Genomic DNA, 18,646 nt, shown 5'->3' with positions numbered 1-18,646 from the left:
AGCCTTTTTAAGCCTCGGTTGCCGATCTATGCTTTTAAACAAGCATTATAAATGCAACTTTAAAAAGGAAGCGATTATGTTCTGTGTGCAATGTGAACAAACCATCCGTACCCCTGCTGGTAACGGCTGCTCTTATGCCCAAGGTATGTGTGGCAAAACGGCAGAAACCTCCGATCTGCAAGATCTACTGGTCGCTGCGTTACAAGGCCTATCCGCCTGGGCGTTGCAGGCCAGAGCACTCGGCATCGTCGATCACGATATCGACAGTTTTGCCCCACGCGCCTTCTTCTCTACTCTGACCAACGTCAACTTCGATTCAGATCGCATCATCGGTTATACACGCGAAACCATCGCCCTGCGTGAATCGCTGGCCGCTCGCTGCCGGTTACTGGATGCTGACGTCCGCGTCGACCATCCGTTGGCTACGCTGCAATTGGCCGGTGACGACATAGCGACATTGTTGCAACAAGCCGCTCAGTTTGCCTTGAATACCGACAAGGCCGAGGTCGGCGACGACGTGCACGGTCTTCGCATGCTGTGTCTGTATGGCCTGAAAGGTGCCGCAGCCTATATGGAACACGCCCATGTACTGGGCCAGTCCGACATCCAGATTTATGCCAATTACCATGCTTTTATGGCCTGGCTCGGCACCCAGCCACGCGACGTCGATACCCTGCTAAATAACGCCATGGGCATTGGCAAAATGAACTTCAATGTAATGGCGATCCTCGATCACGGCGAAACTCAAGCCTACGGTGACCCACTGCCTAGCGCGGTGAATGTGCGTCCAGTGGCCGGTAAAGCTATTCTGATCTCCGGCCATGATCTGAAAGATCTGCGCATGCTGCTGGAACAAACCGAGGGCCAGGGCGTGAACATCTACACCCACGGCGAAATGTTGCCGGCACACGGTTACCCGGAACTGAAAAAATTCAAACATCTGGTGGGCAATTACGGCAGTGGTTGGCAGAACCAGCAGATTGAGTTCGCCAAATTCCCGGGGCCGATAGTGATGACCTCTAACTGTATTATCGATCCAAACGTTGGTAACTACGGCGATCGTATTTGGACGCGTAGCATTGTCGGTTGGCCGGGTGTGAACCATTTGGAAGGGGACGATTTTACCCAAGTGATCACGCAGGCACAGGGAATGAACGGTTTTCCGTATACCGAAATCGAACATATGATCACCGTCGGTTTTGGCCGCCAGACGCTGCTCAACGCGGCTGATACAGTGATTGATTTAGTCGCACAAAAGAAACTGCGCCACGTATTTTTGGTCGGCGGTTGTGACGGTAGCCGTGACGAACGTAGCTACTTCACTGACTTCGCTCGCAGCGTTCCGCAAGACTGCCTGATCATGACGCTAGCCTGCGGTAAATACCGCTTCAACAAGCTGGATTTCGGCACCCTGGAAGGGCTACCGCGCCTGCTGGATGTCGGTCAATGTAACGATGCCTATTCTGCCATTATGTTGGCAGTCAAACTGGCCGATACCCTTGGCTGCTCGGTCAACGAACTGCCACTGAGCCTGGTACTGTCATGGTTTGAGCAAAAGGCGATCGTTATTCTGCTGACGCTACTGTCACTGGGGGTAAAAAACATTGTCACCGGCCCCACCGCGCCAGGCTTCTTGACCGACAACCTGATGGCTGTCCTGAACGATAAATTTGGCATGCGCCCGATTACCACGGTTGAGCAGGATCTGAACGCCCTTCTCGGTTGATATCGCCTAAATGCGTCGAGTGGCAGCTCGGGGAACAAAGGTAGCCCACACAGCTGCAACACGGCGCATAACGGACATAACGTTTTTTTTGGGGCCGTAGATGCCGGCCCCTTTGCTTTGAGGTGCCCGATGACCCAACCTAGTCCGCTTTGCCCCAACCGCATGCAGGTACATTCAATCCAACAGGAAACGGCCGACGTTTGGACGTTAAACCTGATCTGCGACGTTTTTTACCCTTATCAACCCGGTCAGTTTGCACTGGTCAGCATTCGCAACAGCGAAGAAACACTGCGCGCCTATACACTATCCTCTTCGCCAGGCCAAAGCCGTTTCCTCAGCATCAGCGTGCGCTGTCTGCCGGATGGCATTGGCTCTCGTTGGTTAACGCACGAGGTTAAACCCGGCAATACGTTGTGGCTGTCTGATGCTCAGGGTGAATTCAGCTGTGAACAACACCCGTCCGATCGTTACCTGATGTTGGCAGCCGGCTGCGGCGTAACGCCAATTATCTCTATGTGCCGCTGGCTGGTAGCAAACCGCCCAACCTGTGATATCGCTGTAATCTTTAACGTTCGTACTCCGGCCGACACCATTTTCGCCAAGCAATGGCATGCGTTATGCGCCAAACATCCTCAATTGCAGTTAACGCTGATGGCTGAGCAGGATATTCAACCCGGTTATCTCAACGGACGCATCAATGCTGAAGTGCTGCGCCAAACCGTACCTGATCTCATCAATCGTACGGTGATGACCTGCGGTCCTGCCCCTTATATGGCCCAGGTAGAACAACTGTGCCTGCAACTCGGCGTTCCGGCGGCGCGTTTCCATAAAGAGCAGTTCCATACCCCGGCAGCCACCGATGGCGAACAGAGCGAAGGATTAACCTTACGCACCGCCCGCCCTCTGCGTGAGTTCCGCGTACCGGTCGGCAGTACATTACTGGCTGCAATGGAAACCCATGCGTTGCCAGTCAACGCCGCCTGCCGGGCGGGAGTATGTGGTTCATGCAAAACCCGTATCCTCGAAGGCGATTACACCACCACCAGCAGCATGACTCTGACTGCGGCTGAAATCGCCCAAGGTTATGTGCTGGCCTGCAGTTGCCAACTGCAAGGTGACGTCACCCTCGCCTGATATTTGCGCCCCGTCGGTCAGGATGGGGCATTTATCGGCAAGCAAGCTTTACCTTCCCCTTCTACACTTTCCCGGTTCCAAGCTTTTATCAGGCTCATCTGCTCAATATCTAAAAAGCTGTACCCAATGGATTTCAATTATTTGAAAAAACAGGGTATTTCTATCATATTTGGGGGAACTATGAAGCAAACCGTAGCCACACTGATCGCCAAAACTCTGGAACAGGCCGGTGTGAAACGCATTTGGGGCGTCACCGGCGATTCTCTCAACGGTCTCAGCGACAGCCTGCATCGCATGGGCACCATCGAATGGCTGGGCACACGCCACGAGGAGGTCGCCGCCTTCGCTGCCGGTGCGGAAGCCCAACTGACCGGTGAGCTGGCAGTCTGCGCCGGCTCTTGCGGCCCCGGTAACCTACATCTGATTAACGGTCTGTTCGATTGCCACCGTAACCATGTACCCGTATTGGCGATTGCCGCACATATTCCCTCCAGCGAAATCGGCAGTGGTTATTTTCAAGAAACTCACCCACAAGAACTGTTCCGCGAATGCAGCCATTACTGTGAACTCGTTTCCAACCCGGAACAGCTACCACGGGTACTGGAAATCGCCATGCGCAAAGCGATCCTCAATCGCGGCGTCTCAGTGATCGTACTGCCAGGCGATGTGGCGCTGCGTATGGCCCCGGAAGATGCCAGCATGGTATGGCATACCCCGGCGCTGCCACTGGTGCAGCCACCAATGAGCGAACTGAACAAACTCGCGACAACCTTGAATAAGGCGAAAAACATTACATTGATGTGCGGCAGCGGGTGCGCCGGTTCGCATGACGAAGTGGTCAAACTGGCAGAACTGCTGCAAGCACCGGTCGTACACGCACTGCGTGGAAAAGAACATATCGAGTGGGATAACCCTTATAGCGTCGGTATGACCGGCTTGATCGGTTTTTCTTCCGGCTACCACGCGATGATGAATGCCGATACCTTGGTGTTGCTTGGTACCCAATTCCCGTACCGCGCGTTCTATCCAACCAATGCCAATATCATTCAGATCGACATCAACCCCGGTAGTATCGGCTCACACTGCCCAGTCAATATGGCGCTGGTAGGCGATATCAATACGACCCTTACCGCACTGCTGCCGCAGTTGGAACCTAAGAGTGACCACGCATTTCTCGATAAGGCATTGGAACACTACCGCAACGCGCGTAAAGATCTGGACGGACTGGCGACCGCCAATGACGATCAACCCATTCACCCACAGTATCTGGCACAACAACTCAGCCAATATGCCAGCGACGACGCCATTTTCACCTGTGACGTCGGCACGCCCACCGTGTGGGCAGCCCGCTATTTGAAGATGAACGGCAAACGCCGCTTACTGGGGTCGTTCAACCACGGTTCGATGGCCAATGCTATGCCACAGGCGATAGGTGCACAGGCCACCGAACCGAACAAACAGGTGATCGCCATGTGCGGTGACGGTGGTTTCACCATGTTGATGGGGGATTTCCTTTCATTGGCGCAGTTGAAACTGCCGGTCAAGATTGTGATATTCAACAACAGCGTGCTGGGCTTTGTGGCGATGGAAATGAAAGCTGGTGGCTATTTGACCGATGGAACCGATCTGCACAACCCAGATTTTGCAGCGATTGCCAACGCCGCTGGCGTGAAAGGCATTCGCGTGGAAAAAGCGTCGGATCTGGACGCCGCGTTACAGGAAATGCTGGCGCACCCCGGCCCGGCGTTGTTGGACGTTGTCACTGCAAAACAAGAACTGGCAATGCCGCCGCAGATCAAATTCGAACAGGCCAAAGGCTTTAGCCTGTATATGCTGCGCGCCATTATCAACGGCCGCGGTGACGAAGTGGTCGAGCTAGCAAAAACCAACTGGTTGCGTTAATAATCGTACCCTCTTTTCCATCAGTTATCGCTATCCCTAATCGATTTCAAGCTGCAGCCAACAACGCTGCAGCTTGAAAGATGAAGGGGATAAAGGAGTTGTATGCTTATCGATTTACGCAGTGATACCGTGACCCGCCCCAGCGCCGCGATGCGCGACGCCATGGTACGTGCTGAAGTGGGTGATGACGTTTACGGGGATGACCCCACGGTAAACGCTCTGGAGGCAGAAGCCGTCCGTCTGTCTGGTAAAGAGGCTGCACTGTTCTTGCCAAGCGGCACTCAGGCCAATCTGGTGGCGCTACTCAGCCATTGTCAACGCGGTGACGAATATGTTGTCGGCCAACAGGCACATAACTATAAATATGAAGCTGGCGGCGCGGCAGTGCTCGGCAGTATTCAGCCACAGCCGATTGAAGCAAACCCAGACGGCACTTTGCCACTCGATAAGGTCGCCGCCGCGATCAAACCCGATGATATTCATTTCGCCAAGACGCGTTTGCTGAGCCTGGAAAACACCATCAGCGGCCGCGTGTTGCCACTGACGTACCTGCAACAAGCTTGGCAGTTTAGTCGTGAACATCAACTGGCGTTACACATCGACGGCGCACGCATTTTCAACGCGGCCGTCGCGCTGAACGTGCCATTGAAAGAGATTGTGCAGTACTGCGATACCTTCACTATTTGCCTGTCGAAAGGGCTAGGCGCACCGGTAGGATCGTTGCTGTGCGGCAGTAAAGCCTTTATCCAGCAAGCCTTACGCTGGCGTAAAATGACCGGTGGTGGCCTGCGCCAGGCTGGTATCCTGGCCGCAGCAGGTCTCTATGCGCTGGAGCACAATGTAGAACGGTTGCGTGAAGATCACGACAACGCCAAGTGGCTGGAGCAACAACTGCAAGGGATTGGCGTGGAGATCGCTGAACCGGGGGCACAAACCAACGTGTTGTACCTACGTCAATCGCCTGAACTGGCAGCTAAGCTGGGCCCCTGGATGCGTGAACATGGCGTATTGATCAGCAGCGGGCCGTTGACGCGCATTTTGACACACCTTGACGTCAGCCGTCAGGATTTGCAACGCGTAGTCGACTTGTGGCAGCAATTCCTCAAACAGCATGCCTGAGCCCTTGTTTGGATGGGGCGCCAACGCCCCCATCCTCAGAGTATCCAACGGCCATAGACCCAATACCAAATTGCCAAGGTCGCCACGACATTCAGTATCACGCTGACGATAAACCAGCTTTTAAACGGCTGTTTCTGGGTTTTGTGGCGAAACAATTGCTGGCCAGCTATCGCCCCAACCCAACCACCTACCAAACCGAATACCAGCAGTGTGCTTTCTGGTACCCGTTGCCACCCTTTGCGTGCAGCAAACTTATCCGCACCGTATACAGCTAACGTCAGCAGGTTAGCCAACAACCACCACATCCAGATCGGATGCAGGAAAAATAAACTGGCGATCAGCGCCAGTCCCAACAGGGCATAACAAACAGCATTGAGTTTCATATATTCCGGCTTAGCACAGACAAACGGTGCGTAGTGTGACGCCGCTCGACAGCGGATGCAACGCCCTCATAACCACACAAAAAGTGCATTTAAACTGTGAATTTGGCATCCTGTGACCATGAACTTCACCGCATAAGGCGGCGCTAATGACACCCCAACGCATTCTGGTTCTTGGAGCCAGCGGCTACATCGGCCAAAACCTGATCCCCCACCTGATTGAGCAGGGGCATGACATTACCGCTGCCGCGCGTCGTATCGAATGGCTGCAAGAACAGCACTGGCCACACGTTAACTGCCAGTATGTCGACGTCTACCAGCCGGACACGCTGGCCGCCGCACTGTGGGACATAGATGCCGTTTATTACCTGATCCACGGTATGGGTGACGGCGATGACTTTATTGAAAAAGAGCGTCAGGCAGCGGAAAACCTGCGTGATGCGTTGCGCAGCTCCAACGTCAAACAGGTTATTTTTCTTGGCGCACTGCAACCGGCCGGAGAAAGTTCGCCGCATCTGGTCGCGCGCAAGCTGACCGGTGAGATCTTGCGCCAAAGCGGCATCCCGATCACCGAGCTGCGCGCCAGTATCATCGTCGGCCCCGGCTCCGCCGCCTTCGAAATCATGCGTGATATGGTCTACAACCTACCGATACTGACGCCACCGCGCTGGGTGCGCTCCAAATCGTCGCCGGTCGCGTTAGAAAACCTGCTGGTCTATCTGGCCGATCTGCTAGAACATCCGGCAGAAGAAAATCGTATTTTTGATGTCGCTGGCCCGGAGTACATCAGTTACCAGACCATGTTTGAACGCTTCATCGCCATCAGTGGTAAAAAACGTTGGCTGATCCCTATCCCGCTGCCGACGCGCTTTATCTCGGTGTGGTTCATCAGCATGATTACCTCGGTGCCGACTTCTATTGCCAGTGCGCTAATCCAGGGGTTGAATCACGACCTGCCCGCCGACGGTAAACCCATACAAGCGCTGATCCCGCAAAGACTGCAAACCTTTGATCAGGCGGTGACCGCGACGCTGAAACGTGAGGAAGACGTGGTTGATTCCGCCGATTGGGGTTACGACCCAGAAGCGAGGGCTCGTTGGCGACCGGGCTATGGCTTCTACCCGAAACAAGCGGGTTGTTCGCTGGAAACCTCGGCATCCAGCCAGGCACTGTGGCATACGGTGCAACAACTGGGCGGTAAAGAGGGCTATTTTTATGCCAACATCCTGTGGCAGATCCGCGCCCGTATGGACGATATGATCGGCAACCGTGTGGTTTATGGCCGACCAGAGCGCGACACGCTGGCCGTTGGCGATTTGGTCGACGGCTGGAAAGTCATCACCATCAAACCACAGCGGTTACTGGCGTTATTGTTCGGTATGAAAGCCCCCGGATTAGGCCGCCTCGCCTTCACAATCAAGGACCACGGTGATTACCGCACCCTGGATGTGCGCGCCTGGTGGCACCCGGCGGGATTCAGTGGGCTGCTGTATTGGTTCGCTATGATGCCGGCTCATCTATTTATTTTTCGCGGTATGGCGCGACGTATCGCCCGGTTGGCTGAAGAGCATCAGCGTACTTTGCCATAATTAAGTCGTATCCCGGTGCTTAATTGTCGATCAACCGCACAGTTTGCTGCTGCGGTTAGGCCCTTTCCGATTGCATAGAGCACGAAATAACGGAAGAATGGCATCTTATTTGCTGTAGCGCCGCTGAAGGCCGTCAGCATTCTGATTTTTGGTGAGAATAGAGTTCGTTATGAAGGTATTGGTCACCGGTGCAACCAGTGGATTAGGCCGTAACGCCGTTGAATATCTCCGTCGTCAGGGCATAAAAGTGCGCGCCACCGGCCGCAACCTGGCCATGGGCAGTTTGCTGGAAAAAATGGGCGCGGAATTCATTCATGCCGATCTCACCAATCTGATCTCATCGCAGGCCAAAGCTATGCTGGCCGACGTGGACGTTCTGTGGCACTGCTCCAGTTTTACCTCTCCTTGGGGCACTGAAGAAGCGTTCGAACTGGCCAATGTGCGCGCAACCCGCCGCTTGGGAGAATGGGCGGCAGCCTACGGTGTGTCGCAGTTTATCCATATCTCCTCGCCGGCGGTTTACTTCGATTATCACCACCACCGCAACATTACCGAAGACTTCCGCCCCGTGCGTTATGCGAATGAGTTCGCTCGCAGCAAGGCCGCCGGTGAACACGTGATCCAGCAGTTGGCGCTATCCAACCCGCAAACACACTTCACTATCCTGCGTCCTCAGGGGTTATTCGGACCGCACGACAAAGTGATGCTGCCGCGTCTGCTGCAAATGATAAAACGCTATGGCAATCTGCTGTTGCCGCGCGGCGGTGCAGCACTGGTGGACATGACTTATCTGGAGAATGCGGTCCATGCCATGTGGCTGGCCACCCAGAAAGAAAATACGCCATCCGGTCGCGCTTATAACATTACCAATCAGCAACCACGCCAGTTACGCAGCGTCGTACAGCAATTGATCGACGAGCTTGGCATGAAGTGCCGGATCCGTTCTGTGCCCTATCCCATGCTCGATATGATGGCCCGTGGAATGGAAAAACTCGGCAGCAAAAGCGAAAAAGAGCCGGTACTGACACACTATGGTGTCGCCAAGCTAAATTTTGATCTGACGCTGGACATCACACGCGCCCAACAAGAGCTGGACTATCACCCCATTGTTTCGTTGGATGAAGGCATTTCCCGCACCGCCCGCTGGCTAAAAGAACACGGCAAGCTGCACGGTCTGTAATTAACGGGCAGCTCCGTATTTCAGCAACAGCGCGTCGACAATCGCCTCACTCTCCGCATCCGGCTCACCACGATAATCGCTGGGCCGGAAATGCATCTGAAACGCCGCCAGTACGTTTTTCTGCTGCCGAACATCCCACTGCGCATCCATGCCATAACCGTAACGCGCCAGCTTGGCCATCAACGGTGCCAGCGGCACTTCGGCATGCTTATCCCGCCCGGCCAACAGTTTATGCACCTGATCCTCATCCGGCCAGGCACCTATGCCTGCCTGAGCCAGTTGTTGCCAGGGGAATAGCGGGCCTGGATCCTGCTTGCGCTGCGGCGCGATATCGCTGTGGCCCACCACGTCCATCGGTTGAATACCGTAGCGCTGAATAATATCGCGGCTCAGTGAGACCAGCAGCGCGATTTGTTGCGGCGTATACGGTTGCCAATGGGTAAACAGCAGCGTGCGGTTGAATCCGCGATTGACAATTTCGATGCCGATCGACGTATCATTCAGGTTGGTTCTGCCACGCCAACTGCTGGCCCCAGCATGCCAGGCACGCAGAGCTTCCGGCACCAGTTGGAAAGCAACCGGTTTGCCCTCCACCAACGGCGGGTGCGCAGGTAACAGATAATGTGCACTGACGTGCTCATCCGTCAGGGTTTTTAACGAAGAATGGAAATCCTCTGCAGTGTAATGCATCACCAAAAAACGAATACGTTGGTCCGCGCCCTGCGCCTGATGCAGAGTTTCAAGCTGGTAATCGCCGCGATCAACCGTCGTACCCTGCTGCTCACTTTGGCAACCTGCGAGCAGCACCGCAACACATATCCCAGGCCAAATTTTCAAGACTCCCTCCTGCGTTTTTGATGCCCGAATTTGTAACTCAGGTTGATTAACCTGTATCCAATAATCAAGTTAATCAATAAATGATGACAGATCAGCCAGATGTGCAAGCGAGTGTTACGCCTGGCTAGCAGAGTGCACAGCAGCTGTTAGGCTCATAATATTACCTGCGCTGATAAAAGTGAGTCACTCATGTTCAAGCCAAGCTATTTAACATGGCTGATTTGTATCGCCATGCTGCCGCTCAGTGGATGTGATCAAAAAACAGTGGCCAACACCATGGGCGGAGGTTCCCCAACCGCAGCATCGCCTGCCCCTCCTCCGGCCTATACGCCGTTGAGCGCCGATCAACTGTATCAATTAGTTAGCCCGGTGGCACTTTTCCCTGACAAGCTGTTGGCTCAGGTCCTCGCCGGTGCGGGTTATCCTGATCAAATCAGTGCTGCGGATAACTGGCTGGGGCAAAACCGCGGCCTGCAACCGGCGGCACTCACCACGGCTGCAGACACCCAGCCCTGGGATCCCAGCGTACGTAGTTTGGTTCAATTTCCTGATGTATTAGACCAGATGGCGAAAAATATCCCCTGGACCACGGCGTTGGGCAGTGCTTATCTCAACGATCCCACTGATGTGATGAATGCCATTCAGGTGTTACGTCAACGTGCATCGGCTAAAGGCACGCTCAAAACATCACCTCAGCAAAGAGTGATTGTGGCACCGACTACACAATACGTTGAGCAACAACCTTACCCGCAAAGTATAGTGACGGCCCCAGCTCAGACCATTGTTATTGAACCCAGCCAGCCGGATGTGGTTTACGTCCCGCGTTACGACCCTTGGGTAGCCTATGGCGAACCCATCCCCGCCTACCCCAATTACAACTATCAAAGCGCGTCCAGCTATAGCAGCGGCGATATGCTCGCAACCGGCGTTATCAGTTTTGGTGTAGGTATCGTGGTCGGGGCATTAATTAATCAGAATCATCATGACGACTGGCATAGCTGGGATGTGCACTGGAATAATCGGCGGCAACCGGTGGTCTACAACAATGCCCCCTATATTTCGCATTCCACCACGGTGGTTAACCGTGTGACCAATATTAACCAATACAATAATGTGAACCGCAGTAGCACTGTAAACAATGTGAACCGCAGCAACACTGTAAACAACTTCAACAACGCACCGGTGAATCAGGCACCGCGTTTTGCCGCCCCAGTTGCTCATCCGGCGCCTAATGTCGCGACTATGCAACAGCCTCACTTTGCTACGCAGGCACCGGTGGCAGCAGCAGGCCGTCAGCCAATGGTTGCCCCGAACTTTACCCATACGGGCACAGTTACTGCACCACATGTAACGACACCTTCAGCGCACAGTCAGCAACCCATGACCATGCCTAATTTTAGCCATACTGCCCCTGCAACAGTGAAACAACCGCCAAAAATTCAGGCAGCGCCAAGAGTACAGGCAGCGCCAGTTCCCGCTCATCAGACTGATAATCGGCCAATACGCCAACCAGAGCAACGGACACCTGCGCCGCAGGCTGTACAGCAGGCAGCCCATATACCGGCACCTAAACCGGTAGTCCATACGGCGCCCGCAGCCAACGTTTTTCGCCCACAACCCGTTCAACAACGTCCTAATACCCTGACACCACCTAACAATAACGCGCCGCGCCCATTCCATCCGCAGCAAGTTCAACAGGTGCAACATCGCCCTGCCCCCGCGGTCAGGCCGCAGGAACACCGTCCAGTCAAAATTGAAGAACGCAAAACAGAATAAGAAGAGAATGCCCCGGCAAACGCCGGGGCATCAGAGAAAAGGATTAACGACTGACTTTCACTGCGGTGCCACTGACGGTCACCATGAGCATACTGCTGTCTTTCCCGACGGTTTCGTAATCAATATCGATACCGACGACCGCATTTGCGCCCAACTCCTGTGCCTGCTCTTCCAGTTCCTTGAAGGCGATCAGACGCGCTTTACGCAGCTCTTTCTCATAGGCACCGGAACGCCCGCCCACGATGTCACGCACGCCGGCAAAGAAATCACGAAAAATATTGGCCCCCAAAATGGCCTCACCGGTGACAACGCCGCAATATTCGGTAATGGTAAACCCTTCCAGGGTCGGGGTAGTAGAAAGCTGCATCAAAACTCCTTGCTTGATTGATTCATCGCATTTATCTGACCATCAGTTTGGCATTATGTTCTGTTATGAAATGGCACGCAGTACGAATGCAAGGCCTGAAAACGCATTTATACTGTAGGCTAATGGTCTTCATGGTAGAGACTTTCACATAAGGTAATGAGATGAAAACAAAAACGATTGCGGCTGTTTTGCCCTTAGCGCTGTTACTGAGTGCCTGTACCACCGTCGAGCCGGCATTCAAGGATATCGGCACCCGTACCGGCGGTTGTGTGGAAGGCGGCCCGGATGCGGTCGCACAGAAATTTTACGATTTGCGCCTGCAGCAAGGTGCTGGTACTACCCTGCCGGACAGCAACCGTCTGGCGCAACTGCAACCTTACCTGAGTAAAGTGCTGTACCAAGATCTGGTGACGGCTAACCAGAATCCGGGCAAACATCAGGTCACCGGCGATCTGTTTACCGGCAATGCTCAGGGGCCGACCAGCGCCACCGTCGCCAGCGCGTCGACCATTCCTAATACCGATGCCAAAAATATCCCGTTGCGCGTTCAGCTCAGCTACCAGAAAGACGGTGGCAGCGCAGTCAACTGGCAGGATGAAGTGCTGATGGTGCGCGAAGGCACCTGTTGGGTGGTGGACGATATCCGCTACCTGAACGTGCCGCCGCATGCCACCAGCGGTACGCTGCGCCAAGTGTTGGAAAACCAGTAAACTCACTCGCCTACCGGCCTCGCCAAGGCCGGTAGGCAGAAAAATACGTTGATTGCGCTCAACATTTGTTCAATTTAAGAAATTTCGCTACATACCTCACAGCATGCACGACAAATCCCCCCTTCGAACCTGACACGCGGTATCTTGTGCTATTCTTTTACTATCATGCCGCGCAGTAATAAATTTTAACGCACAAAGATTGCATAAGTATTCTGTGGAAGTTAACATTCGCGGCATCAATATCTATTCAATTCTGGCGCATGAGCATTCAACTTAACGGTATCAACTGCTATTACGGCGCACATCAGGCGCTGTTTGACATCACGCTGGATTGCCCAGCAGGGGAAACCTTAGTGCTGCTTGGTCCAAGCGGCGCAGGGAAAAGCTCGTTATTGCGGGTGTTGAACCTGTTGGAAATGCCACGTTCGGGCCAGTTGCAGATCGCCGGTAATCAATTCGACTTCAAGCAGGCTCCTGGTGAAAAAGCCATTCGCGAGCTGCGTCAAAACGTCGGTATGGTTTTCCAGCAATACAATCTCTGGCCTCACCTCACCGTAGTGCAAAACTTGATCGAAGCGCCATGCCGCGTGCTGGGCCTGACCAAGGCTCAGGCGATGGAGCGTGCCGAAAAACTGCTGAAACGCTTGCGCCTGACCGACTTTGCCGATCGTTTCCCACTGCACCTTTCCGGCGGGCAGCAGCAGCGTGTCGCTATCGCCCGGGCGCTAATGATGGAACCGCAGGTACTGCTATTCGATGAACCGACTGCCGCGCTGGATCCTGAAATTACCGCCCAGATCGTCAGCATCATTCGTGAATTGGCCGGCACCGGGATCACCCAGGTGATCGTCACCCACGAAGTGGAAGTGGCGCGCAAAACCGCCAGCCGCGTGGTGTACATGGAAAACGGCCACGTAGTGGAACAAGGCGATGCCAGCCACTTCAAGAATCCACAGACCACCGAGTTTGCTAATTACCTATCACACTAACAATTTTACTTGCTGTAATTTGGGGAGTTTGCGATGAAAAAACTAATAATCGCCGCCGTCTTGGCTGGCATCAGCGTTTCCGCCTCTGCAGCCGAAACGATCCGTTTCGCTACTGAAGCGTCTTATCCTCCATTTGAATTTATTGACGCCGGCAACAAAATCCAGGGTTTTGACGTCGACCTGGCCAATGCGCTGTGTAAAGAGATCCAGGCTGAGTGTACCTTCACGAATCAAGCCTTTGACAGCCTAATCCCAAGCCTGAAGTTCAAGCGTTTTGATGCAGTCATGGCCGGTATGGACATCACGCCAGAGCGTGAAAAACAGGTTCTGTTTACCAAGCCGTATTACGATAACTCCGCACTGTTTGTCGCCCAAAAAGGCAAAGTTGCCGACGTGGCTGCACTGAAAGGTAAGAAAGTGGGCGTGCAGAACGGCACTACTCACCAGAAATACCTGACCGACAAACACCCGGAAATCACCACCGTGCCTTACGACAGCTATCAGAACGCCATTTTGGATCTGAAAAACGGTCGTGTTGATGCGGTATTCGGTGACACCGCAGTCGTCAACGAATGGCTGAAACAAAACACCGCGCTGGCCGCAGTGGGCGACAAAGTGACCGATAAAGACTACTTCGGTACTGGGTTGGGTATTGCCGTTCGCCAGAAAAACACCGATCTGCAGGGCAAATTCAACGCTGCTCTGGACAAGATCAAACAGGATGGGACTTACGAAACCATCTACAAAAAATGGTTCCAGCAGTAATCAACCCTGATGAATGAAATCCAACCTTTAGCAAGCGCCGCCGGGATGACCGTCGGCCTTGCCGTTTGTGCCCTTATCCTTGGGCTGATCCTGGCGATGCTGTTTGCCGTCTGGGAGTCATCACGCTGGAAAGTGGTTAGTTGGCTCGGCACTGCCTGGGTCACCCTGCTGCGCGGCCTGCCGGAAATTCTGGTGGTGCTGTTCATCTATTTCGGTTCATCGCAGCTGCTATTGATGCTGTCCGATGGCTTCACCCTGAATTTCGGTGTGTTCCAACTGCCCATCCAGTTAGCGATTGATAACTTCGAAGTCAGTCCGTTCCTGTGCGGTGTTATTGCGCTCGCCCTGCTCTATTCTGCCTATGCGTCGCAAACGTTGCGTGGTGCGTTGAAAGCCGTTCCACAAGGGCAATGGGAATCCGGTCAGGCACTGGGGATGAGCACCGCAGCGATTTTCTTTCGCCTGATCATGCCGCAGATGTGGCGCCATGCCCTGCCGGGCCTTGGCAACCAATGGCTGGTTTTGCTGAAAGATACTGCACTGGTGTCGTTGATCAGCGTTAATGATTTGATGCTGCAAACCAAAAGCATCGCCACACGCACCCAGGAACCTTTTACCTGGTACGTGATAGCGGCGGCGATTTATCTGGTGGTCACCCTGTTCAGCCAGTACATCATTAAACGCATCGAACTGCGCACCACGCGTTTTGAGCGAGGGCCATCCTGATGTTTGAGTTCTTGCCAGAGATAATCAAAGGGCTGCATACCAGTCTGACGTTGACCATTACCGCACTGATCGTGGCACTCATACTGTCACTGGTGCTGACGGTGATCCTGACGCTGAAAACACCGATCCTGACGCCATTGGTGAAAATCTACATCACACTGTTTACCGGTACGCCATTGCTGGTGCAGATATTCCTGATCTACTACGGTCCAGGTCAGTTCCCGGCGATCCGCGAATATCCATGGTTATGGGACTTACTGTCGCAACCCTGGCTCTGTGCGATGGTCGCACTGGCGCTGAACAGCGCGGCTTACACCACCCAGCTGTTTTACGGGGCGGTACGCGCAATCCCAGCGGGTCAATGGCAATCCTGTGAAGCGCTCGGCATGTCGCGTACGCAGTCACTGCGTATCCTGCTGCCCTTCGCCTTTAAACGTGCGTTGTCCTCTTATTCCAACGAAGTCGTGCTGGTGTTCAAGAGTACTTCACTGGCCTACACCATTACCCTGATGGAAGTGATGGGCTACAGCCAGCTGATGTATGGCCGTACCTACGACGTGATGGTGTTTGGCGCTGCCGGGCTGGTATACCTGTGCGTTAATGGCCTGCTGACACTACTGATGCGTGTGGTAGAGCGTCGGGCGCTAGCATTTGAGCGTCGCAACTAAGCACGCTGAAAGAAAGCCTCTAAGCCCTGACATTGTGCAGGGCTTTTTTATGTCCCATGATAATTTTTAATCATTTATATTGCATATTAATTCATTAAATGGCAGGGTTAATGACGACCAACAGTCGCCAAAACCTTTGGGTTATTGTCATTAAAATCAAGCGGTGACGAGATAAAAATACGCAGGCTTACAGACAGGAGCTTTACGCATGAAAAAACTAATACTGGCCGCTACAGTACTCGCGACTTTAGCCTTTAATGCCAGTGCCGCAGAGACCATTCGCTTTGCCTCTTCAGCCACCTACCCACCGTTCGAATCGCTGGATGCCAGTAACAAGATTGTGGGTTTTGATATCGACTTGGCTAACGCATTATGCAAACAAATGAAGGCCGAATGCACCTTCACCAATCAGGCGTTCGACAGTCTGATCGCTGCACTGAAATTCAAAAAATACGATGCGGTAATCTCCGGTATGGACATCACGCCAGAGCGCAGCAAGCAAGTAGCCTTTACTCAACCCTATTACGCCAATTCGGCAATTGTGATTGCTCAAAAAGGCAAATTCAGCTCGCTGGCCGATCTGAAAGGCAAAAAAATCGGCATGGAGAATGGCACTACCCATCAGAAATACATGCAGGATAAGCATCCGGAGATTAATACCGTCTCTTACGACAGCTATCAGAATGCCATTCTCGAACTCAAAAATGGCCGCATTGACGGCGTATTCGGTGATACTGCGGTAGTGAATGAATGGCTGAAGAATAACCCTCAGTTGGCTCCGGTCGGTGAACACGTGACAGACGCACAATACTTCGGAACCGGCCTGGGCATTGCCGTACGACCGGATAACCAAGCGCTGTTGGCCAAACTGAACAGTGCGCTGGATGCCATCAAGGCCGACGGCACTTACAAAGCCATCAGTGACAAGTGGTTCCCACAGTAAAAACGTGAGATCAAATCTGACACTTTCAAGGCCCGATTTATCGGGCCTTTTTAATTACGCACCAGCAGCGTCAGCACTTCGTAATGGGCAGTATGAGGGAACATATCAAACAGCTGCACGCGTTCAATGCGGTAATCCGGCAACATTTGAATGTCTTTTGCCATACTCTCGGCGTTGCAACTCGAATACAAAATATAGCCGGGAGCCATCTGGTTTAAATAGTCACACAATGCCTTACCAATACCACGTCGCGGCGGGTTGACCAGCACCAGTTGAGGTACGCTGCCCTCAGCGGTGGCGAACTGCGTAGAATCCAGCGCCTGAAAGTCAACATGTTGCAAACCCAAGGCTTTCGCCGACTGGCGTGCACAGGCAATAGCCTCTGCGCTGATCTCAATCCCCATCAAACGCGTTTCCGGCTGCGCGCAGTGCAGTCCAAAGCCACCCACACCGCAGAACAGATCCCACATGCTATTGATGCCTAACGCGCGCACCCAGTCACGGGCGGTGGCATACAGGTCGGCAGCCACCTGCGGATTGGTCTGGAAAAAACTTTGCGGGCGGATATACAACGGCACCTGATTAAACTGCTCTTCCAGTGCCTGCAACTCGGTCAGAGGAATTTCACGCTCCCCTTCCATAATCGCCATATGCACCGGCTGAATATTGGCAGAGATCACCCTGAGCTGCGGCAACTGTTGCTGTAACCACGGCAGCGCAGCACGTAACTGCGCCAGTTTACTCTCTGAACGCAGCACAAAGCGCAGCATCACGCCGCCGCTATGGGTACTTTCAGTTAACAACAGGTATTTCAGTTCGCCGCGCTTCCGCGCCACGTTGTAAGGCGTCAGGCCGGCCCGAGCAATAAAGCTTTTCAGCACATCAAACATTGGGGCAAAACTGGCGGGATAGAGCGGACAGGCGCTGAGATCAACTGGGGTGCCATCACGATGCAACATGCCGAGCAACGGACGCTCTACGCTGCCACTGACCACCATTTTTGCTTTATTGCGAAATGCGCTCTGCTCGCCGGCAATCGGCTCCAACCACTGTGCGACATCACGGTCGGCCAGCAGTGATTGCAGATGGTGCTGTTTGTCTGTCAGTTGCTGCGGGTAAGGCTTTTCCAGCCACTGACAGGAACGGCAAGTGCCCGCCGTATACAAAGCGCAATGCATGAAGAGTACTCTAGGTTCAGGATGAAGAATTAAGGGCGCAGAGTTTAGCACTCTGCGCCGCTATACCCTATAGCTTTCAAGTTGCAGCCGCAACGTGACGGTCTGAAAAGCACTGGGTAGAAAATCTCAATGATGTGCAGCGAAAAACCGGCGGCTGGTCGTAGGGATAAACAGTAATGCCAGAATGACAACATCAGGGATTTTTTGCAGAATCAGTTCGTGCAGGATCTGCGCACTACTTTCCCCCTCAACGGTAAATACTTCCGGCAGAAAACTGCCAATGGTAGCCAACAGCAGATAACCGACCACGAGACACTGACAGACAACATAGATCCAACGCCCCCAATTGCGACCACGCATCACCGCGAAACCACAACTGATTTGCAGACACAGCAGTAACAAACCCGCCAGAAAGATCAAGGTAGAATCCCAGGCCTGCGCACTGGTACTGACAAACTCCTGAGCGCCATCAACGCCCAGCTCACCCAACAGCAACAGCACGCTGACGCATTTGATAGCTACCATCGCTGTACCCGCAACCATCACCGGTACTGGCGCATCTGAAGTCGTTCCCATTCCCTGCCTGCTGTTCAGCATGTGACATATCCATGTTCCGTAACGAAACGCCACAGCCCCTTGCAAACCACCGCCAATAAC

18 protein-coding genes are annotated in these 18,646 nt (G+C 53.6%); 13 read left to right on the top strand and 5 right to left on the bottom strand.

All coding sequences use genetic code 11. The features are described from left to right. Positions 1 to 76: 76 nt before the first annotated feature. The 4 genes from hcp (at position 77) to ltaE (ending at position 5,881) form a co-directional block, all read left to right on the top strand. Positions 77 to 1,726 carry a hydroxylamine reductase gene (hcp, locus tag SGR01S_RS08685; protein ID WP_061807189.1) on the top strand — a complete coding sequence of 550 codons (1,650 nt, stop codon included), beginning with the start codon at positions 77 to 79 and terminating at the stop codon, positions 1,724 to 1,726. Positions 1,727 to 1,855: 129 nt separating this feature from the next. Further along, positions 1,856 to 2,860, top strand: coding sequence for an NADH oxidoreductase (gene hcr / locus SGR01S_RS08680; RefSeq protein WP_061807187.1), 1,005 nt, complete (start codon positions 1,856 to 1,858; stop codon positions 2,858 to 2,860). A gap of 180 nt (positions 2,861 to 3,040) precedes the next feature. Next, on the top strand, positions 3,041 to 4,762 hold the full coding sequence (gene poxB / locus SGR01S_RS08675) for a ubiquinone-dependent pyruvate dehydrogenase (protein ID WP_061807302.1): 1,722 nt from the start codon (positions 3,041 to 3,043) through the stop codon (positions 4,760 to 4,762). 102 nt (positions 4,763 to 4,864) lie between these two features. Next, a complete protein-coding gene (ltaE, locus tag SGR01S_RS08670; RefSeq protein ID WP_061807186.1) occupies positions 4,865 to 5,881 on the top strand; it encodes a low-specificity L-threonine aldolase in 1,017 nt (338 codons plus the stop codon). A 35-nt stretch (positions 5,882 to 5,916) separates the two neighbouring features. Here the strand turns inward: ltaE and SGR01S_RS08665 are convergent, their stop codons facing one another. Then, positions 5,917 to 6,264 carry a DUF1294 domain-containing protein gene (locus SGR01S_RS08665; RefSeq protein WP_061807185.1) on the bottom strand — a complete coding sequence of 116 codons (348 nt, stop codon included), beginning with the start codon at positions 6,262 to 6,264 and terminating at the stop codon, positions 5,917 to 5,919. A 146-nt stretch (positions 6,265 to 6,410) separates the two neighbouring features. Between SGR01S_RS08665 and SGR01S_RS08660 the strand changes: the two genes are divergently transcribed. Then, positions 6,411 to 7,850: a DUF2867 domain-containing protein gene (locus SGR01S_RS08660; RefSeq protein WP_061807183.1), complete on the top strand. Its 1,440-nt coding sequence runs from the start codon at positions 6,411 to 6,413 to the stop codon at positions 7,848 to 7,850. A gap of 169 nt (positions 7,851 to 8,019) precedes the next feature. Continuing rightward, on the top strand, positions 8,020 to 9,030 hold the full coding sequence (locus SGR01S_RS08655; RefSeq protein WP_061807182.1) for a 3-beta-hydroxysteroid dehydrogenase: 1,011 nt from the start codon (positions 8,020 to 8,022) through the stop codon (positions 9,028 to 9,030). Here SGR01S_RS08655 and SGR01S_RS08650 read toward each other — a convergent pair whose 3' ends face one another. Then, positions 9,031 to 9,867, bottom strand: a complete 837-nt coding sequence (locus SGR01S_RS08650; protein ID WP_061807181.1) for an N-acetylmuramoyl-L-alanine amidase — start codon at positions 9,865 to 9,867, stop codon at positions 9,031 to 9,033. 189 nt (positions 9,868 to 10,056) lie between these two features. Between SGR01S_RS08650 and SGR01S_RS08645 the strand changes: the two genes are divergently transcribed. Then, positions 10,057 to 11,643, top strand: a complete 1,587-nt coding sequence (locus SGR01S_RS08645; RefSeq protein WP_061807178.1) for a DUF3300 domain-containing protein — start codon at positions 10,057 to 10,059, stop codon at positions 11,641 to 11,643. Between the two features lie 43 nt (positions 11,644 to 11,686). Here SGR01S_RS08645 and SGR01S_RS08640 read toward each other — a convergent pair whose 3' ends face one another. After that, a complete protein-coding gene (locus SGR01S_RS08640; protein ID WP_037426521.1) occupies positions 11,687 to 12,010 on the bottom strand; it encodes a heavy metal-binding domain-containing protein in 324 nt (107 codons plus the stop codon). Positions 12,011 to 12,171: 161 nt separating this feature from the next. Here SGR01S_RS08640 and SGR01S_RS08635 point away from each other — a divergent pair, with 161 nt between their 5' ends. The 6 genes from SGR01S_RS08635 (at position 12,172) to SGR01S_RS08610 (ending at position 16,811) form a co-directional block, all read left to right on the top strand. Continuing rightward, positions 12,172 to 12,720 (top strand): lipoprotein, encoded by a 549-nt coding sequence (locus tag SGR01S_RS08635; protein WP_061807177.1) that lies wholly within the window; start codon positions 12,172 to 12,174, stop codon positions 12,718 to 12,720. Positions 12,721 to 12,980: 260 nt separating this feature from the next. Further along, on the top strand, positions 12,981 to 13,709 hold the full coding sequence (artP, locus tag SGR01S_RS08630) for an arginine ABC transporter ATP-binding protein ArtP (protein ID WP_037426524.1): 729 nt from the start codon (positions 12,981 to 12,983) through the stop codon (positions 13,707 to 13,709). A 33-nt stretch (positions 13,710 to 13,742) separates the two neighbouring features. Continuing rightward, entirely contained in the window at positions 13,743 to 14,474 is a 732-nt protein-coding gene (artJ, locus tag SGR01S_RS08625; protein WP_037426527.1) for an arginine ABC transporter substrate-binding protein, read from the top strand. A 9-nt stretch (positions 14,475 to 14,483) separates the two neighbouring features. After that, positions 14,484 to 15,200 (top strand): arginine ABC transporter permease ArtQ, encoded by a 717-nt coding sequence (gene artQ / locus SGR01S_RS08620; protein WP_061807176.1) that lies wholly within the window; start codon positions 14,484 to 14,486, stop codon positions 15,198 to 15,200. Continuing rightward, the gene (gene artM / locus SGR01S_RS08615; protein ID WP_037426533.1) at positions 15,200 to 15,868 is read left to right on the top strand and encodes an arginine ABC transporter permease ArtM; all 669 of its coding nucleotides are present in this window, start codon (positions 15,200 to 15,202) and stop codon (positions 15,866 to 15,868) included. Before artQ ends, artM begins: the two co-directional genes overlap by 1 nt. Positions 15,869 to 16,076: 208 nt before the next feature. Beyond that, positions 16,077 to 16,811 (top strand): arginine ABC transporter substrate-binding protein, encoded by a 735-nt coding sequence (locus tag SGR01S_RS08610; protein ID WP_061807174.1) that lies wholly within the window; start codon positions 16,077 to 16,079, stop codon positions 16,809 to 16,811. A 50-nt stretch (positions 16,812 to 16,861) separates the two neighbouring features. Here the strand turns inward: SGR01S_RS08610 and rlmC are convergent, their stop codons facing one another. Both rlmC and SGR01S_RS08600 read right to left on the bottom strand, forming a co-directional pair. Beyond that, entirely contained in the window at positions 16,862 to 17,989 is a 1,128-nt protein-coding gene (gene rlmC, locus SGR01S_RS08605; RefSeq protein WP_061807172.1) for a 23S rRNA (uracil(747)-C(5))-methyltransferase RlmC, read from the bottom strand. A gap of 126 nt (positions 17,990 to 18,115) precedes the next feature. Next, positions 18,116 to 18,586 (bottom strand): YbjO family protein, encoded by a 471-nt coding sequence (locus SGR01S_RS08600; protein WP_061807171.1) that lies wholly within the window; start codon positions 18,584 to 18,586, stop codon positions 18,116 to 18,118. Positions 18,587 to 18,646 lie beyond the last annotated feature (60 nt).

Source organism: Serratia grimesii NBRC 13537 (genome assembly GCF_001590905.1).
Lineage (GTDB): Bacteria > Pseudomonadota > Gammaproteobacteria > Enterobacterales > Enterobacteriaceae > Serratia > Serratia grimesii.
This window is presented reverse-complemented; position numbering and strand designations above follow the sequence as displayed.

Coding starts and splice junctions, on each gene's coding strand:
- SGR01S_RS08655 (WP_061807182.1), top strand. CDS start 8,020: ATGAAGGTATTGGTCACCGGTGCAACCAGTGGATTAGGCCGTAACGCC.
- SGR01S_RS08660 (WP_061807183.1), top strand. CDS start 6,411: ATGACACCCCAACGCATTCTGGTTCTTGGAGCCAGCGGCTACATCGGC.
- hcr (WP_061807187.1), top strand. CDS start 1,856: ATGACCCAACCTAGTCCGCTTTGCCCCAACCGCATGCAGGTACATTCA.
- artQ (WP_061807176.1), top strand. CDS start 14,484: ATGAATGAAATCCAACCTTTAGCAAGCGCCGCCGGGATGACCGTCGGC.
- SGR01S_RS08600 (WP_061807171.1), bottom strand. CDS start 18,586: ATGCTGAACAGCAGGCAGGGAATGGGAACGACTTCAGATGCGCCAGTA.
- SGR01S_RS08635 (WP_061807177.1), top strand. CDS start 12,172: ATGAAAACAAAAACGATTGCGGCTGTTTTGCCCTTAGCGCTGTTACTG.
- artM (WP_037426533.1), top strand. CDS start 15,200: ATGTTTGAGTTCTTGCCAGAGATAATCAAAGGGCTGCATACCAGTCTG.
- artP (WP_037426524.1), top strand. CDS start 12,981: ATGAGCATTCAACTTAACGGTATCAACTGCTATTACGGCGCACATCAG.
- SGR01S_RS08610 (WP_061807174.1), top strand. CDS start 16,077: ATGAAAAAACTAATACTGGCCGCTACAGTACTCGCGACTTTAGCCTTT.
- SGR01S_RS08645 (WP_061807178.1), top strand. CDS start 10,057: ATGTTCAAGCCAAGCTATTTAACATGGCTGATTTGTATCGCCATGCTG.
- ltaE (WP_061807186.1), top strand. CDS start 4,865: ATGCTTATCGATTTACGCAGTGATACCGTGACCCGCCCCAGCGCCGCG.
- artJ (WP_037426527.1), top strand. CDS start 13,743: ATGAAAAAACTAATAATCGCCGCCGTCTTGGCTGGCATCAGCGTTTCC.
- SGR01S_RS08640 (WP_037426521.1), bottom strand. CDS start 12,010: ATGCAGCTTTCTACTACCCCGACCCTGGAAGGGTTTACCATTACCGAA.
- rlmC (WP_061807172.1), bottom strand. CDS start 17,989: ATGCATTGCGCTTTGTATACGGCGGGCACTTGCCGTTCCTGTCAGTGG.
- poxB (WP_061807302.1), top strand. CDS start 3,041: ATGAAGCAAACCGTAGCCACACTGATCGCCAAAACTCTGGAACAGGCC.
- hcp (WP_061807189.1), top strand. CDS start 77: ATGTTCTGTGTGCAATGTGAACAAACCATCCGTACCCCTGCTGGTAAC.
- SGR01S_RS08665 (WP_061807185.1), bottom strand. CDS start 6,264: ATGAAACTCAATGCTGTTTGTTATGCCCTGTTGGGACTGGCGCTGATC.